Below are 25,780 nucleotides of genomic sequence, written 5' to 3'. Positions count from 1 at the left end.
ATTCTTAAAATACGGAGATAGCATGACTGATTACATAGCGAAAAGACTCATCTGTTCATCATCAGGCAAATCACCGAAGCACCCTAACTCAGCCATCGTATCCAATATGGATTGTGAAATTTTACAGCGACGCTGTAAATCTTTAATCGAAGTAAACGGTCGCTTTTCTCTTTCCTCCACGATAACGTCGGCTACCTTTTCCCCTAAACTGTCAATAGCAAGGAACGGTGGCAACAACTTACCGTCACGAATGGTAAAGCGTCGTGCTTTAGAATATTCCAAGTCAACCGTACTAAACGTAAAACCACGTTGAATCATTTCCATAGATACTTCGAGAGCTGTCATCATATCCTTATCCTTTTGCGTTGCCTTATAGTCCAATGCTTTCAAGCGATTGAACTCGGCCTTTTGCCCTGCCAAATCCTGCGTCATAATACGCACGTCAAACGCTTTGGCACGAATGGAAAAGTACGATGCATAAAAGGCCAAAGGATAATTGATTTTAAACCATGCAATGCGGAATGCCATCATAACATACGCCACGGCATGAGCACGTGGGAATAAATAAGAAATCTTTTTGCATGACTCAATAAACCATTCGGGAATATGCCCCTTCCGCATTTGGTCTTCATAATCCGTAATGGCTTCGCCTTGCTTATTTCTCTTTTCAATACCTCGTCCCTTTCGTACGTTTTCCATAATGGAGAAACACGTCAGCGGCGCTATATCCCGATGCATCAAATAGTTCATGATATCGTCACGTGTCGAAATAGCTTCATTCAATTGACAGGTTCCTTCTTTAATTAAGGTCTGTGCATTATCCAGCCATACATTGGTACCATGAGAAAATCCAGAAATTCGTACCAAGTCAGAGAAGCATTTCGGCTTGGAATCTTCTAGCATGCGCCGTACGAAGCCGGTACCGCATTCCGGCACCCCTAATGTAGCTACCTTATCACCCATTAATTGTTCCGGTGTTAACCCAATCGCCTTGGTCGATGAGAAGAGACTCAATGTTTCCGGATCATCGAACGGAATAGTTTGTACGTCAATACCGGTAATATCTTCCAACATACGAATAATTGTCGGATCATCATGGCCCAGTATGTCCAGTTTGGTCATGCGTCCTTCGATAGAGTGATAATCAAAATGGGTCGTGATAATACCGCTTTCCCTTTTATTCGCCGGATACTGCACCGGCGTAAAATGATGCACATCCATATCACGAGGACATACCATGATACCGCCCGGATGCTGACCGGTCGTATTCTTTACTTTGGTAAAACCCTTTGCCAGTTCCTCGAGGAAACCTTGTCGCACTTGAATTCCGTTAATCTCCGCATATTTGCGAACATAACCGATAGCTGTCTTATCTGCGATTGTACCGATTGTACCGGCACGGAATACATTATCACGACCGAACAGTTCTTCCGTGTATTTATGAGCTCGCGGCTGATAGTCACCGGAGAAGTTAAGGTCGATATCAGGTACCTTGTCGCCTTCAAAACCCATAAAAATTGCAAACGGAATATCATGACCGTTCATTTCCAATTCGGTACCGCATTCTGGGCATTTTTTACGTGGCAGGTCAAATCCACCGGCATACTCACCTTTTAAGAAAAATTCACTATGCTTACATTTTGGACAAATATAATGCGGAGGCAACGGGTTTACTTCCGTAATATCCGCCATGGTCGCTACAAAGGAAGATCCTACCGATCCACGGGATCCAACCAGATAGCCGTCATCCAGTGATTTTTTTACCAACTTATGCGCAATGTAATACAGCACCGCGAATCCATGTCCGATAATTCGCGTCAACTCATAATCCAAACGATCCGCCACTACCTGTGGTAACGGATCACCATAAATGCGTTTCGCCTTGCGGTAACACATGTTCGTCAGCTCTTCTTCGGCCCCTTCGATTTTCGGAGAATATGTACCGTCCGGAATTGGACGAATCGCTTCGATTTGATCGTTAATATACCGTGAATTGGTCACGACGACTTCATAAGCTTTTTCTTCACCTAAATAGGCAAACTCCTTGAGCATCTCATCGGTGGTACGCAAATGAAGGTCCGGTTGATCCTTCGCATCCTTAAAGCCACTGGCTGTAAGCATGATTTCACGATAAATTTTATCTTCCGGATTCAAATAATGCACATCACAGGTAGCAACTACTTTTTTATTCAGTGCCTCACCCAATTCAACGATGGTCTTATTCATTTCCACCAAGGTTGCTTCATCAGGAACAATATTATGACGCACTAAGAACATATTGTTACACAATGGCTGGATTTCCAAATAATCGTAGAAGTCGGCAATTTCTAGCAACCGTTCCTTGGATTCACCGCGAACGATGGCTTGCATTAATTCGCCGGCTTCACAGGCCGATCCGATAATCAAACCTTCGCGATGCTCTTCAATAACAGCACGGGGCAAACGGGGACGCCGCTTGTAATAATTTAAGTGTGAAATCGTTACCAGTTTATACAAATTCCGTAATCCCACCATGTTCTTGGCTAGTAAGATAATATGATACCGCGTATCCGAGTCCTCGTCTTCAATCAGATACCCTTCGACGCCGTAAATAATCTTAACTCCTTTTTCTGCCGCAATGGCTTGTGCTTCCGGGAATGCCTGAACAACACCGTGATCCGTAATCGCCACCGCCGGATGTCCCCAATCTTTTATGGTGGAAATCAATTCCTTGACAACTACCAGCGCGTCCTTATCACTCATCTTAGTATGTAAGTGAAGCTCAACACGGGAATCCTCACGTTGTTCCGTACGCTTAGTATTTTTTTCTACAGCCTGCACGCTGCGTAAATCCAGAACATAATCTCGTTCAAAGCGATCATCGAAATCGACGTCGCCTTGTACGCGTACATGCTTAGCCCCCTTTAACGCTTTCATTAACTCATTGCCTTCCTCGGCAGAGTCCATAAATTTTTTAAAGCGAATACTGTTGGTCGTATCCACTACATTTCCGCTGATAATTGCCTTTCCCGTCTTGGTTTCTCGCATTTCAATTCCGTTGAGAACGCCTTCAAACACAAGACCGCGACCGCCATCATCAATACTCATAATGGATACAGGTTCTCCCGTAATCTTGGGACCTAACAGCATCCCCGGCTCTGTCACATCTCGTCTTCGACGTCCGCCACCTTTGCGAGCTCCGCCGTAAGCAGGCTTATCCGCCGGCAAGGGTTTTGCTTCCACATAATCGCATTCGACAGGCGTATTATCCAGTAATGTCATCGTTGCATCATCATCGGAAAAAGGAGCAAAGTCCGCATCATCATATTCTTCTATATAATCATAGCTATCGGAAAAGTCGGGAATATCCTCTTCATCGTAGCCTCGTTGTGCTTTACGTCGTTCCTCCAGCTCTTCGATTAACTCACCTACGCCACAACCGCCGGCATAATAGTATTCCGTCATGGTGTGATCGTGAATTTCATCGGCCACCCAAGAGTAGCAACAGCTATCGGAGGACGATAACGGCACCGGCGCAAAGGATACACCTTTTTGGGTATACCACTTTTCTAATTTTGCTTGTAATGCATCAAGTGCCTGTAATTGTTTACCCGCTTCGGCCAATCGAATCTCAATGGATTTTTTATCAGCCTCAATAAGATAGGACGCTTTCATCTGTTTACGCGGTACTACATGATAACGTAATTTCATTGCTTAGAGCCCTTTCTTTCAATTAATGTATATTCAATGCCATGCATCTGTTTATTCTAAATGTATAGTTATTACTATATATTTTTTATTACTACACATCCGCTTATTGCTGCATATCTGTCAACTACTCTATCCGTTAATTCTCGGATGTAGCCGGCTTCGTCGATTGTGCCTTAGGTTTTGCCGCCTCTTTTGGCTTTGTTCCGCGAATAATAACAGTATCCACCGGATCATAGACGGATTCAAAGCGATCTGTCTTAATCGAACCATCGGCTTTCGTTATATGGCGCAGCGTCATCATAGACATTCCGTTGTGCCCTTCCCTAATTTCATCCGTATCCTTGGTAGCATCCGTTTTTTCTATGGTTTTACGCATAATTGCTGTGCCTGCCGATGTTTCTACCGTCACCTGTTTCGGCTTATCCGCTTCCGTGCCGAACATGTAAATCACCAGACTATCACCTTCGGTAACAGCACGAATATATACGGGATGCGTATAAGGATTATGAAATACAAAATCCAAGTACCCATAGGCTACCGTTGCATCACGTCCGGCCGGTATATACCCTACCGGCTCAAAGTGCGGTGTGCGTTCATCAATAGTCATACCGCTAAGCAAGGCAGTATTAAATAAGGTGGAGCTTACCTGGCAAATACCTCCGCCGATGCCCGGAACAAGTTTGCCATCCATAAATACCGGCGCATCGTCATAACCGGCTTCTGCCGTGCGTTCACCTACCACATCATTAAAGGAAAATGTTTTTCCCGGGCCGAGGAGAACTCCGTTTATTTTATCTGTGGCCAATTGAATATTATGTGTTCTATTTTCATCACCCGGATTAAACTGCGTGGTATACACAGCAAGTAAGGTAGTAATAGGCGCTATATCACTGTCACCAATTTTAGGCTTTGCTTTTGTATCTATCACCAAAGGAAGCGTTTCTAGCTGACCGGCCCGTGCCTTTTCTTTCAATGTTGCCAAGGTTGCCTTTATATCCAGTCGCTTACCCGGTACGGCTTTATGATGGATAACCTTACCTCCTTCATAGGTAAGAAATGCATCCTTACCCGGCGCATCCAAGCGATTACCTAAGTCACGTAAAAAACTTTCTCCAGTAGGTTCGTTAATTTCGTACACCAAACGATACCGCACCGGCGATAGCAATGCCTGAAAACGATGAGTAACATATGTCCAAAAATCCTGCTCATAGCCATATGCCATGATAGCTTCCACCGTGGCTTCGCGGTTAGCCCGAATACCGATATCCTTAAAAGATACGGTCTGCTTTTTATTGGTATCATCCATAATAACCAATGTAGTTGGTCCCGACTCGAACTGACGATCGATTTCCTCGCGCAATTCATCCGGCGTATAGTGTGATACGTCCTTGGAATCCAGATATATTCCTTGTACAGCTCGTCCCGTGGGCGTGACTACTGCTGCAAAGGCCAAGCCGATAACAGCCACGCAGGCAGCTGAAGCCATCAGTATCTTTCGTTTCATATCTTCTCCTCTTCCGATAAACAATAGGTTAAACATGCATCTCTTACCCGAATCAACTGTCCTTCCCCCATACGACCTAAGCGTATAATTTCGTATAGCTGGCGCAGTAACCCGGCTAAGGCAGGAATAGTAACAGACCGCGCGGCACTGTAGGCCAGCTTAATCGGATAGGGCTTAACCGTAGAGCCGTTATCCTTCATATACGCTACCGTCTCCGCTTCACTCATGCCGTAGGCCCGACATTCACTTACCATCAACTGCAATCGCAACTGGCTTTCAATATAAGAAAGGGCTCTATCTATTTCCTTATAGCTTAGCATAAAAGGAAATAACTCCATTAACACAGCCGCATTTTTTTGTAGCAATGCATCCTTGAAGGCAAATATATTCTTTGCTCCGTAATCGCTACTGTTTTCCCTTAAAAAGTCTTCGGTAATTTTCTTTGTCTTACCTAACTGCAAGAAATAGCGATCAAACTCGGTACGCAAAAAACTAACCGGCACATCCTGCCACAGCTCCAGCACATGTTGCAGATACAGCATACCGTCTCGGGTTATGGTATAGCCATTTTTTTTGCAATACACCGTAACCCAAGTGAGTAATTCCTGTCCTTTTAGCTTATGGCATTCTTCATGACGAATCGCTGCCAACAATGCCTTATTGGCTTGAATACGTTTATCTATACTTTCGTGATACATGAGTAAAATTGGCGACTCACCGTTATAGGTCAATAATGCGTCGTACACCTGTTGCCATTCACCGAGAGATTGCTTGGCTGTTTTCTTTATAATCGGGGGATTAGCTATGTAGAGAACAGATACATCGCCAAAAAGAGATTGTTCATTCATCGCTTCACAAATAGATCGCGGCGATGATTCACTATCAAACATGCGCACATTAAGTTTGGTATATGATGTTAGGAAATTACTTTTTACCTCTTCCATACGCTGCGGCTCATCGCCGTACACTAAGAGAACTTCGCTCACCGCAACCTCCTCGTATATCACAACTATCGTTCGCCATTGGCAGTTAACCTACTGTATACATTACAACTCTATATCCGGTATCCTCTCATGCCCTACGACATAAAGTCCGTCCAATGCCGGATCGATTTCACGCAGCTTCCGTCCCGGCGGCCAATACACATACCCGTCACAGCGATTATCGTATTGCCTTAGCAAACCGTATTCATCGGCAGTTCCTATAATACAGGGGATCCTGTCTCGGCCGTACCGATGCACGTACATCTCCGTAGGGTTTCCTTTTAATTGTAAAACCTTTTGGCCCTTTTGTCGATAACCGCTGCTTTGCGACAAGAAGAAAAAGCTTCGATGCAAACCGGTTACCTGTATAACTCCATTCGTTTCCATCGTGATGGGGATATATTCCTCATTGCCGGCAGTAACATAACTATAACGCCCCTTTTTCACGGCATCAAAAGAAAAAGGAATTCCGAAATAAGAAGCCAACGCATTAACCGCATAAATATTCTCCGCATTTACACCATCAACGACAAGACCACGTAAACGAGCCGCTCCATAATAATGTACGTCGCTTTCAAGTGTATGTATCAGCCGCGGCGAGGGTACCCGTCCTCCCATATCACAATACAGCCACACATCGCGTCGACCCCAATGTGATTCTATCGCCAACCATGACGGGTGGGCAGTCGGAATAACATGAATATATGTCGTGCCCGATGCTTCTACAAAAGGCCCGCAAAACAGTACTACTATTATACACAATAAGGCTCCTTTTTCATAGACAGGGGCCTTATCCTTTGTGCCCTCTTCTGCCCAATAGTAATAATAACGACACAGCGGATAGTACAATACCATCTGCCACCACGCCGGAGCGGCTATCCAGTACGTCATCAAAGGCAATCGTGCAATAATATAGTTTATATATACAGCTATCCTTAACAAATAACCGACCATGTCCCATAAAAACGCAGGTGCATAGATAATGTTTAACAGAACAAGTATGACAATCCCGATAATGGCCAGATCCAATAGAGGTGCTACTAATATGGCTGCTACGAATGTCCCCATACCTATCATATGAAAATAATATAACTGTACCGGCCACATCAATATTTGTGCCGCCAAACAAAGCGCCAGCGGCATCGTCACTTTTGGCATTCCCCTGGGTATACGGCGGTACAACGGCTTCACGAGCAGTAAAATCCCATACGTTGCCCCAAAGGACAGTTGAAAGCTAACATCCAATAACAGCATCGGTTGATACAGCAACAACATAGCTGCGCTTATGGCAATCGCTTGGCGACTGCTGTACAGTGTTCCTCGAATAACACCGATGCCCATACAAATCCCCATGAGGGTGGCACGTATGACCGGTGGATTAAAACCTACCATACAGCAATAGAGAATAGCTACAATAATCCCCGCATAGGTGGAGCGTTCCTTACCAATGCCTCCTATGGCTCCTATCCCATACACCATGGCAAAGAGAAGAGCAATATGAGATCCGGAAACAGATAAAATATGAATCAAGCCTGTCAATGTAAAGGATGTCATCACTGTAGACGACAATAAACTATAGCTGCCACCCAACACTAAGGTCTGTGCCAAAGCAGCTACGGACGCAGGCAAACGGTTAGCAATCGCCTGTTTCACATAAGTGTGTATATTTCCTATATCTTGCATCAGCGCATTCAATATATATTCATACCAAGGCGGCCGTATTTCTGCCGGTAAAGACGCACCCGAAGTTACCACTGCCGTTACAGTTCCATCATATATAGTGCCGCGATAGAGGGACGCAATCATCCGCGCCCTTCGATCGATTTGACCATCCTCCACATTGCTACGACTGTGCAAGGGCGTGCCGTGTACCCATACATAGCTGCCCGGTAGTATAGATGACGTGTCATTTACGTACGCAATAATCTCTCCGTCGGCGTGTAGCAGTTCTTCGCCTACCATTTCTTTCTTAGCGTAAAGTCCCAATACATCACCGGTAAGCTTTATCGTTTCCGACGTACCACGGCGAATGCGCTCCGGCATAGACGTAATATGCATAATATAGGTTCCCTCTTGTCCTTCAAAAAAAGTATCGCTTTCACTGTAACTAGTAATTACCTGGGTAGCGCGCCCAAGCCCCAGCAGATATAAAGCAATACAAAGAATAGTTACACTGAAAATACGGTAAGGGTGTCCCTCCGATCGTTGCCACGCACGCCATAGCAGGAATAACGGATACCAAAGACAACTCATAAAAGCCGTCAGTAACGGAGAAAACTCATACACTCTGCCATAAACCGTAGCAATGCCCCACGCCGGTAACAGCCACAGCAGACTTCCCCATTCCGTGTAGGTAAGCAATCCTAAATCACGGCCGAAGCTCTGCATCATAGTAAGAAAAAAGTTAATTACCTTATACCGTGATTTTGGCTTTACACTTGTTGAAGAGCCCATTACCGATCCCCTTTACCTTTTTGATATCTTCGATACTCCCGAAATTTCCGTGCTCCGTACGATACTCAATAATGCGCTTGGCTATAGCCGGTCCAACACCGTTCAGTGTTTGTAATTCTTTATCGTCGGCAGTATTAATATTGATTTTTTGTTTTCGCAGCAGCACTTCCGGATTTCCTGTAAAGGAAAACGGCACATGAATATGTGTACCGTCCGGTATTTGCTCTGCTAAATTCAGTGTATCCGCCGCTGCATACGGTAAGAGTCCACCGCACGCTTTAATGGCATCACCTACATGAGGAACTCCGGGCAACTCATACAGCCCCGGTGATTCCACGGCACCCGTAACATATACCAATATGCCTTGCTGTTTCGCTTTGCTATGAATTGGCATTGCCTTAGAAGAGTCCTTAGAATCTGCCGTACCCATTTCTTTTTTCTCTGTCCCTTCCTTGGGTAATGCGCCCGACGATGCACCGCTGCGTGCAGTTTCTGTCATTTCATAATCAGCACTGCTTAGCTCTTTATTTATTTGTACCTCATTGTCTGCTATAATGGGGCGTAGAAGTAGGCATATGGCCAGTGCCGCCCCCATGCCTGCTAACCACTTTTTTCTTGTTGCGTTCATAGTATCGCCTCCTACATGAAAATGTTCTACAAGGATATTGAAACTCCTGTATAACTTTTCTACTGGTGCTACTACGCACGCTCAGTGTTGGCAATTTATAATCAATATAGATAAGGAGATAATCATATATGCAAACCGAACGATTGAAGGCATATGCCCATACACTATTAACAACAGGTGTTCATTTAAAAAAAGGTGGTACCTTAGTGGTATCCACCGATGTGGAGCAAAAAGATTTTGCCACTATCGTAACCCGTGAAGCCTATGCGCTGGGCGCTGCGGAAGTGGTCATCAATTGGCGTGCTCATGAAATTGCCAAGGAACGTCTTCTCCACGCCAGTGACGATGTTCTTTCACAGCCGGCACCTTGGATTCCTACCTATTACAAAACATACGTAGATAAGGGAGCTGTATTTCTTTCTCTTATCAGCGCTAATCCCTATGCTATGCAAGGTGTCAAACCCAATCGCATCGCCTTACAATCCCGTCATCTGAATAAGGTGTTGGATTTTTATCATGAAGCCATCATGGGATCGGCCGTACGCTGGTGTGTTGCTGCCGTAGCTACGTCATTATGGGCAGACCTACTCGGCTTTACCGGCACCGATGAAGAAAAGACGGATACCTTATGGGAACGTATCTTTACACTGTGCCGCATTGAAAACGTAACACCGGAAGAAGCTATTGATGCTCATCTGGCACGCCTGGCTAAACGTACAGCCAGTATGAATACACTTAATTTTGCGTCCTTGCATTATACCTGCCCCAACGGTACAGACCTTACCATTACCTTACCGGAAGGTCATATCTGGCAGGGCGGTAGCGAACTTGACAAATACGGAACGGAATTTGATGCTAACATTCCAACGGAAGAAGTGTTCTCTGCCCCACAGTATGATGGCGTCAACGGTATTGTCTACAGTACCAAACCACTCATCTACCAAGGTAATCGCATTGAACATTTCCACCTTACCTTTAAGGACGGTAAAGTCGTCGACTATGATGCGGAAGTAGGCAAAGACTATTTAACAATTCTGTTAGAAACCGATGAAGGTGCTCGTTATCTCGGTGAACTTGCTTTGGTAGACCACTATTCACCAATCAGCCAATCCGACACTATCTACTATGAAACATTGTTTGATGAAAATGCATCCTGTCATTTGGCATTGGGTGCGGCATATCCAACCTGTCTCAAGGATAGTGACGGATTATCCAAAGATGAACTAAAAGCCCGTGGCTTGAATCAATCACTTACACATGTAGACTTCATGGTCGGTCATGAACAAATGAAAATTATTGGTACTACCCACGACGGACGTCAGATAACTGTTATGGAAAACGGACGATTGCAACTATAAAAATAACGAATCTCCCTTCTGTTTTCCATTCGCCCCCGGTTTAAACTGGGGGTTTTATTATATCTCTTCACGTATAACAAAAGGTTTCCACATAAGGTAATTAAAAAGCCGCCTGATGTGCAGGCGGCTACATTTCCATTTCCATTTCCATTTCTAATATTCTATATCATGTTACTAGTTACCGGTTTAAATATATCCCTTTCATTTAGCATCCTTATATCTTTGACAATTTTTAATAGGTAGGATATACTAATCGCCAAATTAGGTTTATTAGTTTCAACAGAAGCTTTTGTTCCATTGAAACTGATAGACCTTTTTCCTATTTCCATACAACAAAATTTTATCGCAAAATATTAATTTTTCATGCAAAATAACCTACTTTTATTCCTCACCACAATATAATTTATCATACCATAAGATTACAGAGTACTAAAAACAGTCATCCCCTCCATATAGGAGGTATTTATAAACAATGTATTACAACTACCATACATACCGCTATAAATATAAAACAAAGGTTACTAAAACAATACCTCCTATAAATTTAGAAAATCTATTTATTCTTGACTACATTCTAAATCTTAAGAAGTATTTATCCCTATACGACCATTCACTAACAATCCTATTCCACATAATGTGTGTTCTCGACATATTGTCTTATTTTAGTAGATCCTTTAATCGCGTACAATCTTAATCTTCACCAAAAGTCAATAATTTTTTGATATGCCAATAATAAGAAGGCTCCTATATCGTAAGCGCGTCATTCGCTAGACCTGACCACTGAGATATAGGAGCCCTTCTTTTATCTTTTATTTTATCATTTTTAACGCTGCGTCAATAACAGCGGCTTCTTCTTCGGACGGTTCGCACATCGGCAGATGGAACGGCCCCGCCGGTAAGCCCAGCCTGCGCACCGCATATTTTACGGGAATCGGGTTTGTAGTTACAAACATAGCATCGAATATCGGCAACAGGCGTGCATGAATTTCACGAGCCTTCGTCACTTCGCCGCGTTCAAAGGCTTGAATCATTTCATTCAAGTCCTTACCTACTACATGAGCTGCTACGGAAATAATCCCGCAACCGCCAACGGCCAGAATTGGCAAGGTCAATCCATCGTCACCACTGTAAATCATAAAATCTGTTGGGATACGGCGATAAATTTCAGAAGCAACGTTTACATCACCGGACGCTTCTTTTACGGCAGCGATATTCGGGAAGTCACGGTGCAACTGTTCGATCGTAGCCGGTACGATCTTACCGCCAGTTCGTCCCGGCACATTATACACGATAATCGGCAAAGTTGTAGCTTCGGCAATGGCTTTAAAATGTACATACAAGCCCTTTTGATTAGGTTTGTTATAATACGGTACAACCGCCATCACTGCGTCTACGCCGGTAGCTGCCGCTTGCTTTGTAAATTCTACGGAGCGCAGCGTATCGTTAGAGCCTGTGTTGGCAATAATGCTCCCTTTATCACCGCATGCATCGACAATGCGGCGGAATAATGTTAATTTATCTTCATTAGCAATTGTCGGGCTTTCACCGGTAGTACCGCAAACGACAATGCCGTCGGAACCGTTCTCCAGTAAATGATTAGCCAATGCTACCGCGCCGTCAAAATCAACGGAGCCGTCTGCATGAAACGGTGTAATCATAGCTGTCAAAACACGACCTAATGTTTTCATGTAAAGTCCCCCTTCATAGGTAAGGTGTATTAAAAGGATTGTTTTTCAATTAAGTATTCGGCAATCTGCAATGCGTTCAGTGCCGCCCCTTTGCGAATCTGGTCCCCCACAATCCAGAAGTTCATGCCTCGTTCGTTATATAAGTCCTTGCGAATACGACCAATTTCACAATCGTTTTGTCCGGATGTGTACAGCGGCATCGGGTATACCTGTTCTGCCGGATTATCCCGTACAACGAGTCCCGGGAACGCATCGCAGGCTGCGCGGAAGGCATCTACGCTTACCGGTTCTTCTGTTTCTACCAATACCGATTCGGAATGCGAACGGTATACAGGGATACGGATAGTCGTCGGCACGATTTGAATGGAATCATCATGAAGAATTTTCTGTGTTTCGTTAACCATCTTCATTTCTTCCTTAGTGTAGTCGTTATCAAGGAAAACATCAATCTGCGGGATTACGTTAAAGGCGATAGGATAGTGTTTCGCCAAGGATGCACTGGGAAGAATATGAGCTTCCATTTCTTCGCCGGCTAAATGCGCCTTTGTCTGATTAGTCAATTCATCAATGCCTTCTTTACCGGCACCGGATACAGCCTGGTATGTACTTACTACAATTCGTTTGATGCGGGATAAGTCATGCAACGGTTTTAATCCCAACGCCATGATAATCGTGGAGCAGTTCGGATTAGCAATAATGCCTTTATGCGTATCGATATCTTCCGGGTTAACTTCCGGTACAACCAGCGGCACATTCGGATCCATGCGGAAGGTACTGGAGTTATCAATGACGATAGCACCTCGTTTTACCGCTTCTGGTGCCAAGGTTTTGGAAATCGAACCACCGGCAAACAATGCAATATCTACACCTTCGAAGGATTCTGGTTTTGCTTCTTCTACCACATAGGTCTTACCGCATACAGTAAGCTCCGTCCCGGCAGAACGAGCCGATGCCAATAGCTTCAAGCTTTCAAAAGGGAAATTGCGCTCTTCGATTAAGGTAATAAATTCTTGACCTACCGCACCGGTAGCTCCTAAAATGGCAACATTTGGTTTTCTCATGTGTGTTCCTCGTTTCTCTCTTATCATTGACGATGGCCATAGTCTGCTGCGCCCTATAGTTCTACAGCTTCGACTATCGTCATATCGTCGTGTATTGATGGCTACGCTCTCTATCGTAGCACCCTCTCTTCTTTATTCAAAATTAGTTTGTACTGCTATATGTTAAATTACATCACTAACGCTTAATTCTAAATATTCTACTGTAGTATCTAGAGCAGATAGATAATCTAGTACGCTGGCAGATACACACTCTCTTATAAGTAATGTTCCAATCCATAAGTAAGTCCCGGTTTGGAAGCAATCTTCTTACATGCAAGGACAACGCCAGGCATAAAGGACAAACGACTTAAGGAGTCGTGACGAATTGTTAAGGTTTCATCATAGCCGCCAAACAATACCTGTTGATGGGCAACATATCCCGGTAAACGAACGCTGTGAATAGTAACATCGTCCACCTTAGCACCGCGCGCACCTGGCAAGCTTTCCCGCGTTAAGTCTTCATCAGCTATGGCACCGGCCGATGCTTTGGCTTCATTAATCAATTTAGCCGTTAAAATTGACGTTCCGGATGGAGCATCGTATTTATGATTGTGATGAAGCTCGATAATCTCCACATTAGGGAAGTACGGAGCCAATTCGGCCGACACCTTCATCATCATCACCGCGCCTAAGGAGAAATTCGGTGCTACTAAGCAGTTGGCATGGTGTTCTTTACCGATAGCCGCTAATTCATTGCGCTGTTCTTCGGTTAAGCCCGTCGTACCAATCACCATGTGAACACCTGCACTCAATACGGTTTTAGCATTTTCAAAGATAACCGCCGGCGATGTGAAATCGACAATTACATCCGGTTTGTCTTTTACTAATGCATTTTCCAATGAAGCGTACACCGGCAGATTCAAAGCACCGATACCGGCCACTATGCCTAAGTCTTCACCGGCTTGTTTAGGATCGATACCGCCGATAAGTGTCAACGCTGTATCATTATGAACCGCTTTTACTACTTCGCGGCCCATTTTGCCCGATGCACCGCATACCATAACTTTTGTCATGTCAATTCCTCCTAAAAAAAAGACCAGCGGATGCTAACCACTGATCTTATATGTTCCATGCATGTACGATTATCAGAACCGTTGCACAATTCATACGATGAGCTAGCACTCCATCACAAAGTGATGACAGTCATACATCTCTTAAATGCATGACCAGAATCGGATGCTCGGTACACCCGACCTTCGGCAAAAGCCCCTTTTTGTACAGATCAACGTCTACCACACTCCCTGTACATACTCTTGACATTCGCACCTCTATCTCCGCATATTCGATTTGTTGTTTACCGCTATTCGTAAACATATCAATTTGATGGTATTAGTATACCTTGTATCCGGCATATCGTCAACAGGGAAAACAAAGTTATCCTCCCTGTCTATACTTCAATTACACTGATATGCCTATGATTCGATTGCACCGACTGGTCCATTCTATGATTGCACTGACATGCCCTTTTAGGCCTATGCTAAGATGCTCATTCTTTAATTACACAGACCTACCTATCCCTCAATCACACCGATTCCTCCGTAGACATATAGGGATTGCCGAAATGAGCAATGAGCTCCTTCGCTGTTTCCACTGCCGTATGAGAAAAACTGTTACCCGACATCATGCCCGCAATTTGACGGATATGTTCTTCTTCGGACAACTGCCGGATGGTTGAAATTGTTCGCCCTGCCTCTTCATGCTTGGCCAAATGATAATGATGCTGTGCAATGCTGGCCGTTTGCGGCAAATGGGTAATACAGAATACTTGTGTACTCGTGCTGAGTTGCTGTATTTGTGCCGCCACTTGCAGAGCAACATCGCCGCTGATACCTACGTCAATTTCATCGAACACCAGTGTCTTCTGCGATTCCTGATTAAATACGGCGGAAAAAGCTAAGGCAATACGCGACAGCTCGCCGCCGGACGCAACTTTATGAAGGGGTAACGGCTTCTCACCCGTATTGGCTGTAAAGAGCAATTCGATATGCTTGGCTCCCAACGGTGTCAAACCGTCTGCCTCTTCAATAGCAAACCCGATACGTGCCTTGGACATGCCCAATGACTGCAAGCGCTGTTGCAAGGCGTCTGCGATTATACGGCGATTTGTTTCCCGTATGATCCGTAAACGTTGAAGCGCCTGTATGGCCGCTTCTTCTTTTGCTTTTACGTCCGCTTCTATATCTGCTTGCGCATAGGTTTCCTTTTCTAAGGCTTCCAAGCGAGCCTGCGCCTTTTCTTCGTATGCTAAAACAGCTTCAATACTTTCACCGTATTTCCGTTTCAAACCGTAAATCAGCGAATCCCGTTCCTGACAGTACACATACCTTTCTTCATCGTAAGAAATGGCATCACGATATCTGTCCAAGGATTGTGCCGCTTCTTCCAATTGAAAATACGCGGAATCCACTAATTCGGAAATATCCTTTATGCCCTCATCGTAGCGCAGTAAATCATGCACTTCCGTTTTTATGGTATTCACCGTATCCAAAATAGGATTACGCTGTGTATAGAACGCTTCATAGCAGGCACCGAGTACTTTGTCTACATGTTCAAAGCTGTCCAATCGCTTTAACTCTGCGCTAATAGCTACGTCTTCTCCCGGCGTAAGCCGTGCTTCTTCAATCTCGTCGATTTGAAAACGCAACATATCCAGTTCACGGGCCCGCTCCGCTTCGGCTTCGGCCAAGCTGTCCAATTTACGCTTGGCTTCACGATATGCATTGTAGGCATCGCAATAGGTATAATACGCTGTTTTCGATTCTGCCGTATAAAAGTCTAAGTATTCATGATGAATATCCGGGTTAAGCAATAATTGATTGTTGTATTGTCCGTGAATATCCGCCAGCTGTTCCCCGATTTCACGCAATGCTTTTAAGGGAATCGCTTGATCGTTAGCTAAAATCGTCGATTTTCCTTGCCGATTAAAGGAGCGTGACAGAATTAGTTGATTATCTTCCACAACGATATTTTTACTTTCCAATAATGCCTGCAACTTAGAGTCGTCGGTTATGTCAAAGACGCCTTCAATTACAAAGGCGTCTTTTCCGTGACGGATAAACTCATTGCTGGCACGTTCGCCTAAAAGAATACTGAACGCGTCCATTAGAATTGATTTACCGGCACCTGTTTCACCGGTAAAAATAGTAATCCCCTTATGAAATTGAAGATTCATATGCTCAATAAGAGCAAAATTCCGAATGCCCATTTGTGTCAGCATAGTTTAGTCCTTCATCAAATCGGAAATACGTTTTAATACAGCCTGTACGTCAGCCTCAGATCGTGCAATAAGAAGTATCGTATCATCACCGCCGAGGGTACCGATAATTTCATCCCATTTTGCATGATCAATAGCAAAGGCCACGGACTGTGCCGATCCCGGCAAGGTATGCAAAACAATCTGATTTAAGCTGTAGTCTACTTTTGTAATGGAGTCCTGAAACAAACGGTTGATGCGGCTGCGCGATAGAAGTACGTTTTCCTCCGGCGATAGAGCATAGCGATAATGACCGTCACCGGTAGGAATCTTAATCAACATTAACTCTTTAATGTCGCGAGACACGGTGGCCTGCGTAACTTCAATGCCTTCTTTCAAAAGTGCCGCAGCTAATTCTTCCTGCGTTTCGATGGAACGGGACTGTACAATTTCTTTGATTTTATTATATCTGTATCGTTTCATAGTTATCGTCCTCTAAGTATATAAAGCGTAGGCGGCTGATTGCGTTGATTCAACGGCCGCCATGTACTAACATCATAATCTCGTTGCGGTAGGCCGGTAATATATTCCAGCACAGCTGCTTCTTCCGCTGCACCTTCCGGCGTTCCCGGATAGGCTACAACGGTAATCATCCCCTGCGGAGTCAAATGCGATAATGCCCCTTGTAAGGCGCGAATCGTTGTGTCCACTTTAGTCATTAACGAATGGTCACCGCTGGGTAAATACCCTAAATTAAATACGGCTAAGTCAATGGGATAATCCAGCGGTGTGTCCTGTCCGAGAAAATCCGCATGATCTCCCAGACTTAATTGCCAGCTAATATCTCTTCGGCTGCATTCTTTCATTCGCTCCTGCGTCGCTTTAATAGCGGCCAACTGTATATCAAAGCCGAATAAAGCTGCATGTGGTGCGCAATGATTGGCCAAATATAGGAAGTCATGACCATTCCCCACGGTGGCATCCACTATACAGTGGGCCTTGGCCAGCGCATCCTGCCATAAATTGTGCTGAAATTGTACAGCGTGATTCAGATTTATCATAATAACTCATTCCTTCGCGCCGACAATTTGCGGAACAAAGTAGCAAAAAATTTCTGGTCATGGAAGCGGACATAGCGACAATACATAGGACTGGCTTCGATATGCAGCGATTCTTCATTAGTAAAATCATAATCAAAGGTGCCGTCAATACAAATATGTAACGATGCCTGTCGCTTCGGCATGGTCAAATCTATTTTAGCACTTTCCTTCAGCACCAACGATACACCTTGTAATAAATGAGGCGCTATAGGTGTTACGATAATCGAGTGATTATCCGGTGCCATGATGGGCCCACCGGCCGACAAATTATAGCCGGTAGATCCGGTAGAGCAAGCTACGATAATCCCGTCTGCCGGATACATCTGTGTATGACCGCCGTTAATGGCTAAATTGACACGCGCCATTTTTCCTGGCTCAGACCGTGTAACTACCACTTCATTGATGATTGGCGTTAATTTTTTAACGGTCCCATCAGCGCCATGTATTTCCGCGGCTAAATGCACACGGTTTTCTATGCGAATATCTCCTTTGGCAATGCGTTCGATTCGATCATCTAAATTATCTAATTCAATTTGATTTAAAAATCCTAACTCGCCAAGATTAATGCCGCATACCGGCACATCATATGTATGAATCTGTCGGGCCAAATGAATAATCGTACCGTCCCCGCCAAAGCTAAAGGCCATATCCAAATGTTTGAACACTTCCGGCCTGGGCATAACTAATTCATCCGGTACATCCAACAAATTTGGTACATCGTAATGACGTAAATCTGCGGGCAATACAACATCCATACCATTCTTACGACATACTTGCGCCGTACGTTTCATTACATCCCTTATATTTTCTTTTCCCATATTAGGGAAAAAGCCTACACGCATTCCATTCACCACCTATAATGTATGAGCTTCCTCCACTACATTATCAAGAAGCTCCGGCGTAATCGCTACCGCGTTCGCCGCTTGTTTTGTAAAAAATCCTAAAAACTCTATATTTCCTTCCGTACCTTTAATAGGCGAATAGGTAAGGCCGTGTAAATACAAGCCCACATCTTCGGCAACATGTAAAATGCGATCGAGCACTTCTGTATGCACTGCTTTGTCCCTGACGATACCGCCTTTACCTACCTTCTCGCGACCTGCTTCAAACTGAGGTTTAATAAGTGCCACCAATGAGCCGCTGTCCTTAAGCAGTGTAACGGCTACCGGCAATACTTTGTCTAAGGATATAAAAGCAACGTCAATAGAAATAAAATCGCTTAGCTCACCCAATTGCTCCGGCGTTACGGTTCGAATATTTTGTTTCTCCATATTGATGACCCGCGAATCTTGACGAAGCTTCCAAGCCAATTGATTATAGCCTACGTCGATAGCAAATACCTTTTGCGCTCCGTTTTGCAAAGCGCAATCCGTGAAGCCTCCCGTAGAAGCGCCGATATCTACCATGACTGCATCCGTTAAATCAATAGGATACATGGACAATGCCTTTTCCAATTTCAAACCGCCGCGGCTGACATAGGGAAGTGTATTGCCCTTTACATGTATATCTGCATCAATGGCAACCTTTGTCCCCGCCTTATCAACACACACGGTGCCGATAAAAATCTGACCTGCCATAATTGCCGTTTTTGCTTTCTCACGGCTTTCAAAAAGTCCCCGATTTACCAGGAGAACATCCAATCGTTCTTTCGTACTCATAACTCCGCCTACTAGTTTGTTCGACTTATCAAATAATCTACCAACGCTGTTAGCACTGTGGTATCCGCTTTTGTATCTACCAAAGCCGCCTTAGCCGCCTCGGCTGTTTCTTGGGCTTTCGCACGTGCACCGTCCAGGCCCAACAAAGATGTATAGGTAGACTTATCCAAACGTTCATCACTGCCCGGCATTTTACCAAGCTCTTCAATGGTACCTACCACATCGAGAATATCGTCGGTAATTTGGAACAGCAATCCCAAGTAATCGGCATATGTCTGAAAGGCCTTTGTCGTTGCTTCATCGGCACGACTCAACAACAATCCGATGGTAACGGCTGCCGAAAAAAGTGCTCCTGTTTTACCTCGATGTAACACCTGTAATTCTTCCAACGGTAATGCCTTTCCCTCGGAAGATATGTCCATCGCCTGACCGCCTACCATACCGGCCGGACCTGCTGCATCGGCTAAGACTTTGATACATGCCATTTGCTGAAATGCATCCGCAGCTGATGGACGCCCGATTAAGCTAAAAGCTTCCGTCAACAATCCGTCACCGGCTAAAATTGCCATGGCTTCACCGAATTTTTTATGATTGGTCAACTGACCGCGACGATAATCATCGTCATCCATCGCCGGTAAATCATCATGTATTAATGAATAGGTATGCACCAGTTCAATGGCACAAACTACATTTTTATACGCATCGGCTGATACACCCAAGGCTTCCATAACCGCCTTTGTTAAAATCGGACGTATGCGTTTACCACCGAGCAGTAAGCTGTAACGCATTGCGTCGTAAAGAGTTTGATACTCCGGTAAACTGTCTTTCAAGACATCTGCCAAATACGTATCTACCCATACTTTATTATCGTGTAAATAGTTTTTAATCATGGCATCCTCACTTATCATCTAATACCTAGTACCATTTTACACTATTTTGTAAAATTATGCACATTATATGCGAACTTCTTCTATAATCTGTTGGATTTCTTCTTCTACCGATGCCAGCATATCAGAACATTCTTTTACCAGGGTAAGCCCTTTCTTGTAATGTGTTAACAATTCGTTTACCGTTAACTCGTTTTCATCCAACTCTTTAACAATCGCTTCCAAAGCGGCGTATTTTTTTTCATAACTTTTCAATGAAGCTGCCATTGGCTTTAACCTCCTTGACTATTGTCGTAATCGTGCCGTCAGATACATGTACCGTTAGTGTATCTCCGCCGGCCACCTGAGAAATTGATGTAACCGGAACTCCCTTGGCTTCGGCTTTGGCGTATCCTTTTAAAAGAGGTGCTAACGGATTGTTGGCTTCCAGCCGCTGCGCTATTATCATTAATCGGTTACGCGCTCCGTCCACACCTCGCTTAACACTTGTATGAAGTTGATGTGTATAACCATCAAGACGGGATTGCTCGCGATGGATCAACGTTAATGCCGGTACCCCTAACTTACGATTAAAAAGAGCAAACAGCTGCTGTCGTCGTGACTCCACTTCTTCCGTCATACGGGTATGTAAAAATTCAGCTACAGTAGCTACCTCATTTTGTAACGATACGAGAGGATAGACAGCCATTTCCGCCGCATGACTGGGTGTGGCACCGCGTACATCGGCAGCAAAATCACATAGCGTATAATCGGTTTCATGGCCCACTGCCGATATAATCGGTGTATGACATGCATAGACCGCTTCTACTACCGATCTATCGTTAAAGCACCACAGGTCTTCCATGGAACCACCGCCGCGACCAACGATAATCAAATCTACATCCGGATCGGCGTCAGCTTTGCTCACACCTTTGGCAATGACAGTGCCGGCAGCTTCGCCTTGTACGGGAACTGCAAACAGTTTAAAGCGCACCAATGGGTTTCGCTGTTTAGCGACGTGCAAAATATCGTGTAGCACTGCTCCCGATTGTGATGTAACGATACCGATACAGGAAGCTAATCGAGGCAATGGCTTTTTATGTTCTTCCGCAAAATATCCCAAGGATTCAAGCTCGCGCTTCAATTCTTCAAATGCCATTTGATACGGACTCTTGGTACCTACCTGCAAATCATTACATATAAGGCTGAGGCGTCCCGTTTTTTCGTAAAAGTTTATAGCTGCTCGCATTGTTACCAGCAGTCCGTTTTCCAATTTCCCTACCAGACCCTTACGCTGCGCCGTGCTCGACCATAAAGCAACATCAATAGCTGCCTCTTCATCTTTTAGAGTAAAGTAATAATGCCCCGCACTGTGACGTTTCAAATTTGAAATCGTTCCGGCTACGAAGCAATTTTTCAAAATAAATTCTCGTTCCAATGTCCGTTTAATACATTGATTTAAACGACTGATTGTAAAGACGTCCATAGGCACCTCCTAACTACACGGTTAATCATTCGCCTCTCTGCATCCTACTATGCTACATTTCTTATTATTTTATTTGCTGAAACATCATTTATTTGCGGTGGCATCAGCTGCGTGCGAGCTTATAACACAAAGAAGCCCCAAAGGCCACACCCGTTGCATTATCGGAGCTATACTTTGCCTCCGCCAGACGAAGCATAACCTTATGTCTCTTACAGGTGTCTTCTATAACCGATCGCAGGTAAGCATTAGACATAACACCGCCAACGGCGATAAGTCGATTCGCCGGTTTTTGTTGCCAGTGATATTCCAGCATCTTAGCCAAGGACTGTCCTATACATGTAAAAATGCCTTTCGCCAATACCGCCGGATTTACACCACGCTCAATGCGTCTCATAGCTTCACTGCAAGGGCCGCCAAAACTGATGAGACCTTCTTTAACAGCTACCGGTAGTCGTTCTTCACTGTCTGCGGTCTCTGCCAAGCGCTCCAATGCCGGACCTGCCGGAAAGGACAAGCCCAATGCCACACCTACGCGATCGACGAATTGACCGCCGTGTAAATCCATGGTACCGCCACACAATGTAGTTTCCATCGTCCCGTCAGACTGCGGTATACAATATATAAGTTCTGTTGTGCCGCCGGATACATGTAATCCGTAAAAAGGTTCATCTCCTATCTCACCATCTAAACGCAAAGCTGCCAGCATATGATTTTCCTGATGTGAGAACGTGTATAGCGGACAAGACAGCAGCGTACTCAGCGTGCGCCCCTGTCCGTAACCGACAAGAAAGGCCGGCATGTAAGATCCTTCTTCACGACGCGGAAACGCACTGACCCCGACAGCCGCAACAGGGCCGGGAATTGTTAAACTCTCTATAAGTTCGGGAAGCGCTCGGGTATGCTGAAACACCATGTTTGATTGCTGTAATCCCCGCGCCCCCGGTTTGACCGATAATAAACGCCTAGCTTCGCTGACAATAGTTCCCTCTTTATCAACGACAGCACAAGACGTAGTATAGCAACTGGTATCAATGCCGAGAAAATAGGCTTTCTCCTTTTCCATTGTCCTATGCCTCCTATCGCTGTTCCTTTGCTACAGCATCAAGAACGGCATGGATAAATTTATACGCATTTTCACCGGCATATTCTTTGGCCAGTGTTACCGCCTCGTTAATAACAATACCCGGTGCAAGCTTTTCGTCTGACATTGTCATTTCCCAAATCGCCATGCGCAAAATATTTCTGTCCACACCGGCTAATCGTTCTACCTTGCGTTTTGCCGAATGTGCCTGAATCACGGCATCAATATCCGCCAATGAAGATCGCACTCCTTCAATCAATGTCTGTGCATAGTTCTTGTCTAAATTTTCTTCAACTTCGCCTTCGGGAAACTGAATTCTGGTTGCCCCTTCATGAAATTCCAAAGCATATAAATTTTGAAAAGCATATAAACGTGCCTGATGGCGATTATTCTTCTGTTTCATCGAGAGACTCCTTATCTGCGTCAGCCGCTTTCTCTTCACCTTGTACGTAAATATTTTCAAAATGTACATCAACCCGTACATCGTCCAAATCGAGCATAAGCTTCATTTGTTCGCGTATGGTACTGCGTAGTTCACGAGCCATATCCCCCATTTTGGTGCCGTACCAAACATTGATATAAATATTAATCTCAAGACATTCTTTTTTATGTTTTACATTCATTCCGGCAATACGTTTTTGTCCGAAATTTTTGGATAACTCATCCATGACGCCATCATAAAAACGACTGCTCATAGAATGAAATCCCGGTGTTCCCGCAATGGCACGCCAAGCAATGTCCAAAATCACCGCATCGGAAATTTCTATGCGATTGCTTTCATTCGTTGCTTCCTTCTCCATGATGTACCTCCTTCGCACCACCTGTAGCAGTTACGACTTCATCTTCAAAGATAATTCCTTGAATAAATACGTTGACTCCGTCTACCGGTGTTTCCGTATCTTCCTCAATACCGGATTTTACATGTTCCTGCAATCGCAACGCTAAATCCGGAATGCGATAACCATAGTGTACGATAACATACAAATCTACCGTCAGACGTCCTTCGTCGGAAAGCTCGATATGAACGCCTTCATCATCGTTTTTGATACCTACTAAGCTGGCAATACCATCACCGATAGTACTGCTCATGCCTGCAATACCACGTACCTCTTTTGCTTTTATAGCTGCCAAGGCACTGTAAATATCTTCACTGATTTTAGTCAATCCTTCGAAAAACTCTTTTTTTTCTTCTGCCATAACGCGTCCTCCAGATAGAAAAAAGCATTTGTCCTAGGCGAAGTACCGGAGACAAATGCTTTTTATATTACGATTATGCACGTTCGATGTACTGGCCGGTTCTGGTGTCAATACGAAGCACATCATCCACTTCAATAAAGAGCGGAACTTTTACAACGTAGCCTGTTTCGAGTTTAGCCGGTTTGTTACCGCCTGTAGCCGTATCGCCACGGATACCCGGGTCGGTTTCAACAACACGAAGTTCTACTGCTACCGGCAAGTCGATACCGATAACGATGCCTTGGAAGAACATAATTGTAGCTTCCATGTTTTCGAGCAAGAAGTTTTTAGCGTCGCCTAACTGTTCTTCATTCAATTCGATCTGATCGTAGGTTTCGTTATCCATGAACGTGTAAGCGCCATCTGCTTCATAGAGGTACTGCATGCGACGACGATCCACATGTGCCTTCGGAACTTTTTCACCGGCATTGAAGGTACGTTCTACTACAGCACCGGTCTGCAGGTTCTTCAATTTACAACGAACAAAGGCTGCCCCTTTACCCGGTTTAACGTGTTGGAAGTCAACTACCTGCCATACGTTACCATCGAGTTCGATAGTCACACCTGGACGAAAATCATTACTGGAAATCATTTAAATCCCTCCGTTTAAACATCTAGTTCTATTAATTCCTTCGGGGTCTTTGTGAGAATCTCACAGCCCTCGTTGGTAACGATAACACTATCTTCTATGCGAAGACCGATTTCACCCGGAATATATACGCCAGGTTCAATCGTAACAACCATCCCCGGTTCCAACACTGAATCCGAACGCGGTGACGCCACCGGTTGTTCGTGAATATCTAAACCTACACCATGACCGGTGCCGTGCTCAAAATAGGAACCGTACCCGGCTTCAGCAATACTATCCCGGCAAATGGCATCCAATGCCTTGCCTGTCAGTCCCGGCTTTACGGCGGCAACACCTTTCTTCTGTGCGGTCAGAACAATATCATATAACTTCTTTTGAAGATCGGATGCGTTTCCCATTACAATGGTTCTGGTAATATCCGAGTGATATCCCTTATATACAGCACCGAAATCAAAGGTAACAAAGTCACCTTCTTCGATAACCTTATCCGATGCCACGCCGTGGGGCATACAGGAACGCTTTCCCGAAGCAACAATCGTTGCAAAGGATGGTTCCGATGAACCGCGAACCAGCATTTCCTTTTCTAAAATAATACGGGCTTCGTTTTCCGTCATACCCGGACGTAATTGTGTCAGCAATACGGCAAAGGCTTCATCGGCAATTTCTGCGGCGCGCCGCATGAGTCCCAATTCATCTTCCCTCTTTACCGCACGCAGTGCAGCAAGCTTGGCAGATGCAAAGCTTGTACCATCCAACTTTCCTGCTATCGCCGTATATGTATCAACCGGAACGTAGTCACCTTCAAAGACGCATGTCTTCAGCGAAATACTTTCTTCATCAACTACCTGCCGTAGGCTGTCCCATACGGTGGTGCTATATTGAATAACCGTATATCCTTCACATTGCTCTTTTGCTTGTTCCGTATAACGACTATCCGTGAATATATATGCCTGTACAGGCGTTACAAACGCAACTGCCGTGGTTCCGCTAAAACCGGCAAAATAGTTTAAATTTGTCGGACTTAGGAGTAACACACCGTCATAGGCATTGCTGCGCAAAAACGCTTGCAAGCGTGTCAATCCATTCATGTCAAACTCCTTTTAGTCATAAATTCACTTTATAATACCACAATTTTATACATTTGACTACATAAAATAGTCTATGAA

Annotated in this window: 23 protein-coding genes and 1 riboswitch; of the genes, 1 reads left to right on the top strand and 22 read right to left on the bottom strand. The window is 44.6% G+C overall.

Going from position 1 to position 25,780, the window contains the following annotated elements; translation table 11 throughout:
- Positions 1–30: 30 nt before the first annotated feature.
- The 5 genes from Q5873_RS02110 to Q5873_RS02090 form a co-directional block, all read right to left on the bottom strand.
- Positions 31–3,690, bottom strand: coding sequence for a PolC-type DNA polymerase III (locus tag Q5873_RS02110; protein ID WP_303059077.1), 3,660 nt, complete (start codon positions 3,688–3,690; stop codon positions 31–33).
- A gap of 136 nt (positions 3,691–3,826) precedes the next feature.
- Positions 3,827–5,194, bottom strand: coding sequence for a VanW family protein (locus tag Q5873_RS02105; RefSeq protein WP_303059076.1), 1,368 nt, complete (start codon positions 5,192–5,194; stop codon positions 3,827–3,829).
- Entirely contained in the window at positions 5,191–6,180 is a 990-nt protein-coding gene (gene holA / locus Q5873_RS02100) for a DNA polymerase III subunit delta (RefSeq protein ID WP_303059075.1), read from the bottom strand. The genes Q5873_RS02105 and holA overlap by 4 nt, the downstream gene beginning before the upstream one ends.
- Positions 6,181–6,240: 60 nt before the next feature.
- Positions 6,241–8,631 (bottom strand): ComEC/Rec2 family competence protein, encoded by a 2,391-nt coding sequence (locus tag Q5873_RS02095; protein ID WP_303059074.1) that lies wholly within the window; start codon positions 8,629–8,631, stop codon positions 6,241–6,243.
- Entirely contained in the window at positions 8,591–9,259 is a 669-nt protein-coding gene (locus tag Q5873_RS02090) for a ComEA family DNA-binding protein (protein WP_288760008.1), read from the bottom strand. The genes Q5873_RS02095 and Q5873_RS02090 overlap by 41 nt, the downstream gene beginning before the upstream one ends.
- Positions 9,260–9,387: 128 nt before the next feature.
- Between Q5873_RS02090 and Q5873_RS02085 the strand changes: the two genes are divergently transcribed.
- Positions 9,388–10,617, top strand: a complete 1,230-nt coding sequence (locus Q5873_RS02085; RefSeq protein ID WP_303059073.1) for an aminopeptidase — start codon at positions 9,388–9,390, stop codon at positions 10,615–10,617.
- Positions 10,618–11,426: 809 nt separating this feature from the next.
- On the opposite strand, the gene dapA is transcribed toward Q5873_RS02085, so the two are convergent.
- The 17 genes from dapA to Q5873_RS02000 all read right to left on the bottom strand — a co-directional run bounded on the left by dapA (position 11,427) and on the right by Q5873_RS02000 (position 25,702).
- A complete protein-coding gene (dapA, locus tag Q5873_RS02080) occupies positions 11,427–12,305 on the bottom strand; it encodes a 4-hydroxy-tetrahydrodipicolinate synthase (protein ID WP_303059072.1) in 879 nt (292 codons plus the stop codon).
- A 29-nt stretch (positions 12,306–12,334) separates the two neighbouring features.
- A complete protein-coding gene (locus Q5873_RS02075) occupies positions 12,335–13,366 on the bottom strand; it encodes an aspartate-semialdehyde dehydrogenase (protein ID WP_303059071.1) in 1,032 nt (343 codons plus the stop codon).
- A gap of 254 nt (positions 13,367–13,620) precedes the next feature.
- Positions 13,621–14,418 (bottom strand): 4-hydroxy-tetrahydrodipicolinate reductase, encoded by a 798-nt coding sequence (dapB, locus tag Q5873_RS02070; protein WP_028255895.1) that lies wholly within the window; start codon positions 14,416–14,418, stop codon positions 13,621–13,623.
- Between the two features lie 95 nt (positions 14,419–14,513).
- A riboswitch (Lysine riboswitch) is annotated at positions 14,514–14,684 on the bottom strand.
- Between the two features lie 243 nt (positions 14,685–14,927).
- The gene (gene recN, locus Q5873_RS02065; protein ID WP_303059070.1) at positions 14,928–16,622 is read right to left on the bottom strand and encodes a DNA repair protein RecN; all 1,695 of its coding nucleotides are present in this window, start codon (positions 16,620–16,622) and stop codon (positions 14,928–14,930) included.
- Positions 16,623–16,625: 3 nt separating this feature from the next.
- On the bottom strand, positions 16,626–17,081 hold the full coding sequence (argR, locus tag Q5873_RS02060; protein WP_288189920.1) for an arginine repressor: 456 nt from the start codon (positions 17,079–17,081) through the stop codon (positions 16,626–16,628).
- A 2-nt stretch (positions 17,082–17,083) separates the two neighbouring features.
- Positions 17,084–17,659 (bottom strand): tRNA 5-(aminomethyl)-2-thiouridylate-methyltransferase MnmM, encoded by a 576-nt coding sequence (locus Q5873_RS02055; protein WP_303059069.1) that lies wholly within the window; start codon positions 17,657–17,659, stop codon positions 17,084–17,086.
- Positions 17,656–18,540: an NAD(+)/NADH kinase gene (locus tag Q5873_RS02050; protein WP_288760016.1), complete on the bottom strand. Its 885-nt coding sequence runs from the start codon at positions 18,538–18,540 to the stop codon at positions 17,656–17,658. The genes Q5873_RS02055 and Q5873_RS02050 overlap by 4 nt, the downstream gene beginning before the upstream one ends.
- Before the next feature lie 12 nt (positions 18,541–18,552).
- A complete protein-coding gene (locus Q5873_RS02045) occupies positions 18,553–19,356 on the bottom strand; it encodes a TlyA family RNA methyltransferase (RefSeq protein ID WP_303059068.1) in 804 nt (267 codons plus the stop codon).
- An 11-nt stretch (positions 19,357–19,367) separates the two neighbouring features.
- Positions 19,368–20,246, bottom strand: coding sequence for a polyprenyl synthetase family protein (locus tag Q5873_RS02040; RefSeq protein ID WP_303059067.1), 879 nt, complete (start codon positions 20,244–20,246; stop codon positions 19,368–19,370).
- 63 nt (positions 20,247–20,309) lie between these two features.
- Complete coding sequence (gene xseB / locus Q5873_RS02035) at positions 20,310–20,510, bottom strand: exodeoxyribonuclease VII small subunit (protein WP_028255901.1); 201 nt, start codon at positions 20,508–20,510, stop codon at positions 20,310–20,312.
- The gene (gene xseA, locus Q5873_RS02030; protein WP_303059066.1) at positions 20,485–21,708 is read right to left on the bottom strand and encodes an exodeoxyribonuclease VII large subunit; all 1,224 of its coding nucleotides are present in this window, start codon (positions 21,706–21,708) and stop codon (positions 20,485–20,487) included. Before xseA ends, xseB begins: the two co-directional genes overlap by 26 nt.
- A 103-nt stretch (positions 21,709–21,811) precedes the next feature.
- The gene (locus tag Q5873_RS02025; protein ID WP_303059065.1) at positions 21,812–22,771 is read right to left on the bottom strand and encodes a Kae1-like domain-containing protein; all 960 of its coding nucleotides are present in this window, start codon (positions 22,769–22,771) and stop codon (positions 21,812–21,814) included.
- Between the two features lie 13 nt (positions 22,772–22,784).
- The gene (nusB, locus tag Q5873_RS02020; protein ID WP_205087110.1) at positions 22,785–23,192 is read right to left on the bottom strand and encodes a transcription antitermination factor NusB; all 408 of its coding nucleotides are present in this window, start codon (positions 23,190–23,192) and stop codon (positions 22,785–22,787) included.
- On the bottom strand, positions 23,176–23,589 hold the full coding sequence (locus Q5873_RS02015) for an Asp23/Gls24 family envelope stress response protein (RefSeq protein WP_288189912.1): 414 nt from the start codon (positions 23,587–23,589) through the stop codon (positions 23,176–23,178). Before Q5873_RS02015 ends, nusB begins: the two co-directional genes overlap by 17 nt.
- On the bottom strand, positions 23,567–23,986 hold the full coding sequence (locus Q5873_RS02010) for an Asp23/Gls24 family envelope stress response protein (protein WP_051245892.1): 420 nt from the start codon (positions 23,984–23,986) through the stop codon (positions 23,567–23,569). Before Q5873_RS02010 ends, Q5873_RS02015 begins: the two co-directional genes overlap by 23 nt.
- Positions 23,987–24,059: 73 nt before the next feature.
- Positions 24,060–24,617 carry an elongation factor P gene (gene efp / locus Q5873_RS02005; protein WP_028255905.1) on the bottom strand — a complete coding sequence of 186 codons (558 nt, stop codon included), beginning with the start codon at positions 24,615–24,617 and terminating at the stop codon, positions 24,060–24,062.
- A gap of 14 nt (positions 24,618–24,631) precedes the next feature.
- On the bottom strand, positions 24,632–25,702 hold the full coding sequence (locus Q5873_RS02000) for a M24 family metallopeptidase (protein ID WP_303059064.1): 1,071 nt from the start codon (positions 25,700–25,702) through the stop codon (positions 24,632–24,634).
- Positions 25,703–25,780: the final 78 nt, after the last annotated feature.

The organism is Veillonella magna, assembly GCF_959600285.1.
GTDB classification, from domain to species: Bacteria; Bacillota; Negativicutes; order Veillonellales; family Veillonellaceae; genus Veillonella_A; species Veillonella_A magna.
This window is presented reverse-complemented; position numbering and strand designations above follow the sequence as displayed.

What these genes read in the sequence shown, in the direction of transcription:
- Q5873_RS02110 (WP_303059077.1), bottom strand. Translation starts at nt 3,690, where the DNA reads ATGAAATTACGTTATCATGTAGTACCGCGTAAACAGATGAAAGCGTCC.
- Q5873_RS02105 (WP_303059076.1), bottom strand. Translation starts at nt 5,194, where the DNA reads ATGAAACGAAAGATACTGATGGCTTCAGCTGCCTGCGTGGCTGTTATC.
- Q5873_RS02095 (WP_303059074.1), bottom strand. Translation starts at nt 8,631, where the DNA reads ATGGGCTCTTCAACAAGTGTAAAGCCAAAATCACGGTATAAGGTAATT.
- Q5873_RS02090 (WP_288760008.1), bottom strand. Translation starts at nt 9,259, where the DNA reads ATGAACGCAACAAGAAAAAAGTGGTTAGCAGGCATGGGGGCGGCACTG.
- Q5873_RS02085 (WP_303059073.1), top strand. Translation starts at nt 9,388, where the DNA reads ATGCAAACCGAACGATTGAAGGCATATGCCCATACACTATTAACAACA.
- dapA (WP_303059072.1), bottom strand. Translation starts at nt 12,305, where the DNA reads ATGAAAACATTAGGTCGTGTTTTGACAGCTATGATTACACCGTTTCAT.
- Q5873_RS02075 (WP_303059071.1), bottom strand. Translation starts at nt 13,366, where the DNA reads ATGAGAAAACCAAATGTTGCCATTTTAGGAGCTACCGGTGCGGTAGGT.
- dapB (WP_028255895.1), bottom strand. Translation starts at nt 14,418, where the DNA reads ATGACAAAAGTTATGGTATGCGGTGCATCGGGCAAAATGGGCCGCGAA.
- recN (WP_303059070.1), bottom strand. Translation starts at nt 16,622, where the DNA reads ATGCTGACACAAATGGGCATTCGGAATTTTGCTCTTATTGAGCATATG.
- argR (WP_288189920.1), bottom strand. Translation starts at nt 17,081, where the DNA reads ATGAAACGATACAGATATAATAAAATCAAAGAAATTGTACAGTCCCGT.
- Q5873_RS02055 (WP_303059069.1), bottom strand. Translation starts at nt 17,659, where the DNA reads ATGATAAATCTGAATCACGCTGTACAATTTCAGCACAATTTATGGCAG.
- Q5873_RS02050 (WP_288760016.1), bottom strand. Translation starts at nt 18,540, where the DNA reads ATGCGTGTAGGCTTTTTCCCTAATATGGGAAAAGAAAATATAAGGGAT.
- Q5873_RS02045 (WP_303059068.1), bottom strand. Translation starts at nt 19,356, where the DNA reads ATGAGTACGAAAGAACGATTGGATGTTCTCCTGGTAAATCGGGGACTT.
- Q5873_RS02040 (WP_303059067.1), bottom strand. Translation starts at nt 20,246, where the DNA reads ATGATTAAAAACTATTTACACGATAATAAAGTATGGGTAGATACGTAT.
- xseB (WP_028255901.1), bottom strand. Translation starts at nt 20,510, where the DNA reads ATGGCAGCTTCATTGAAAAGTTATGAAAAAAAATACGCCGCTTTGGAA.
- xseA (WP_303059066.1), bottom strand. Translation starts at nt 21,708, where the DNA reads ATGGACGTCTTTACAATCAGTCGTTTAAATCAATGTATTAAACGGACA.
- Q5873_RS02025 (WP_303059065.1), bottom strand. Translation starts at nt 22,771, where the DNA reads ATGGAAAAGGAGAAAGCCTATTTTCTCGGCATTGATACCAGTTGCTAT.
- nusB (WP_205087110.1), bottom strand. Translation starts at nt 23,192, where the DNA reads ATGAAACAGAAGAATAATCGCCATCAGGCACGTTTATATGCTTTTCAA.
- Q5873_RS02015 (WP_288189912.1), bottom strand. Translation starts at nt 23,589, where the DNA reads ATGGAGAAGGAAGCAACGAATGAAAGCAATCGCATAGAAATTTCCGAT.
- Q5873_RS02010 (WP_051245892.1), bottom strand. Translation starts at nt 23,986, where the DNA reads ATGGCAGAAGAAAAAAAAGAGTTTTTCGAAGGATTGACTAAAATCAGT.
- efp (WP_028255905.1), bottom strand. Translation starts at nt 24,617, where the DNA reads ATGATTTCCAGTAATGATTTTCGTCCAGGTGTGACTATCGAACTCGAT.
- Q5873_RS02000 (WP_303059064.1), bottom strand. Translation starts at nt 25,702, where the DNA reads ATGAATGGATTGACACGCTTGCAAGCGTTTTTGCGCAGCAATGCCTAT.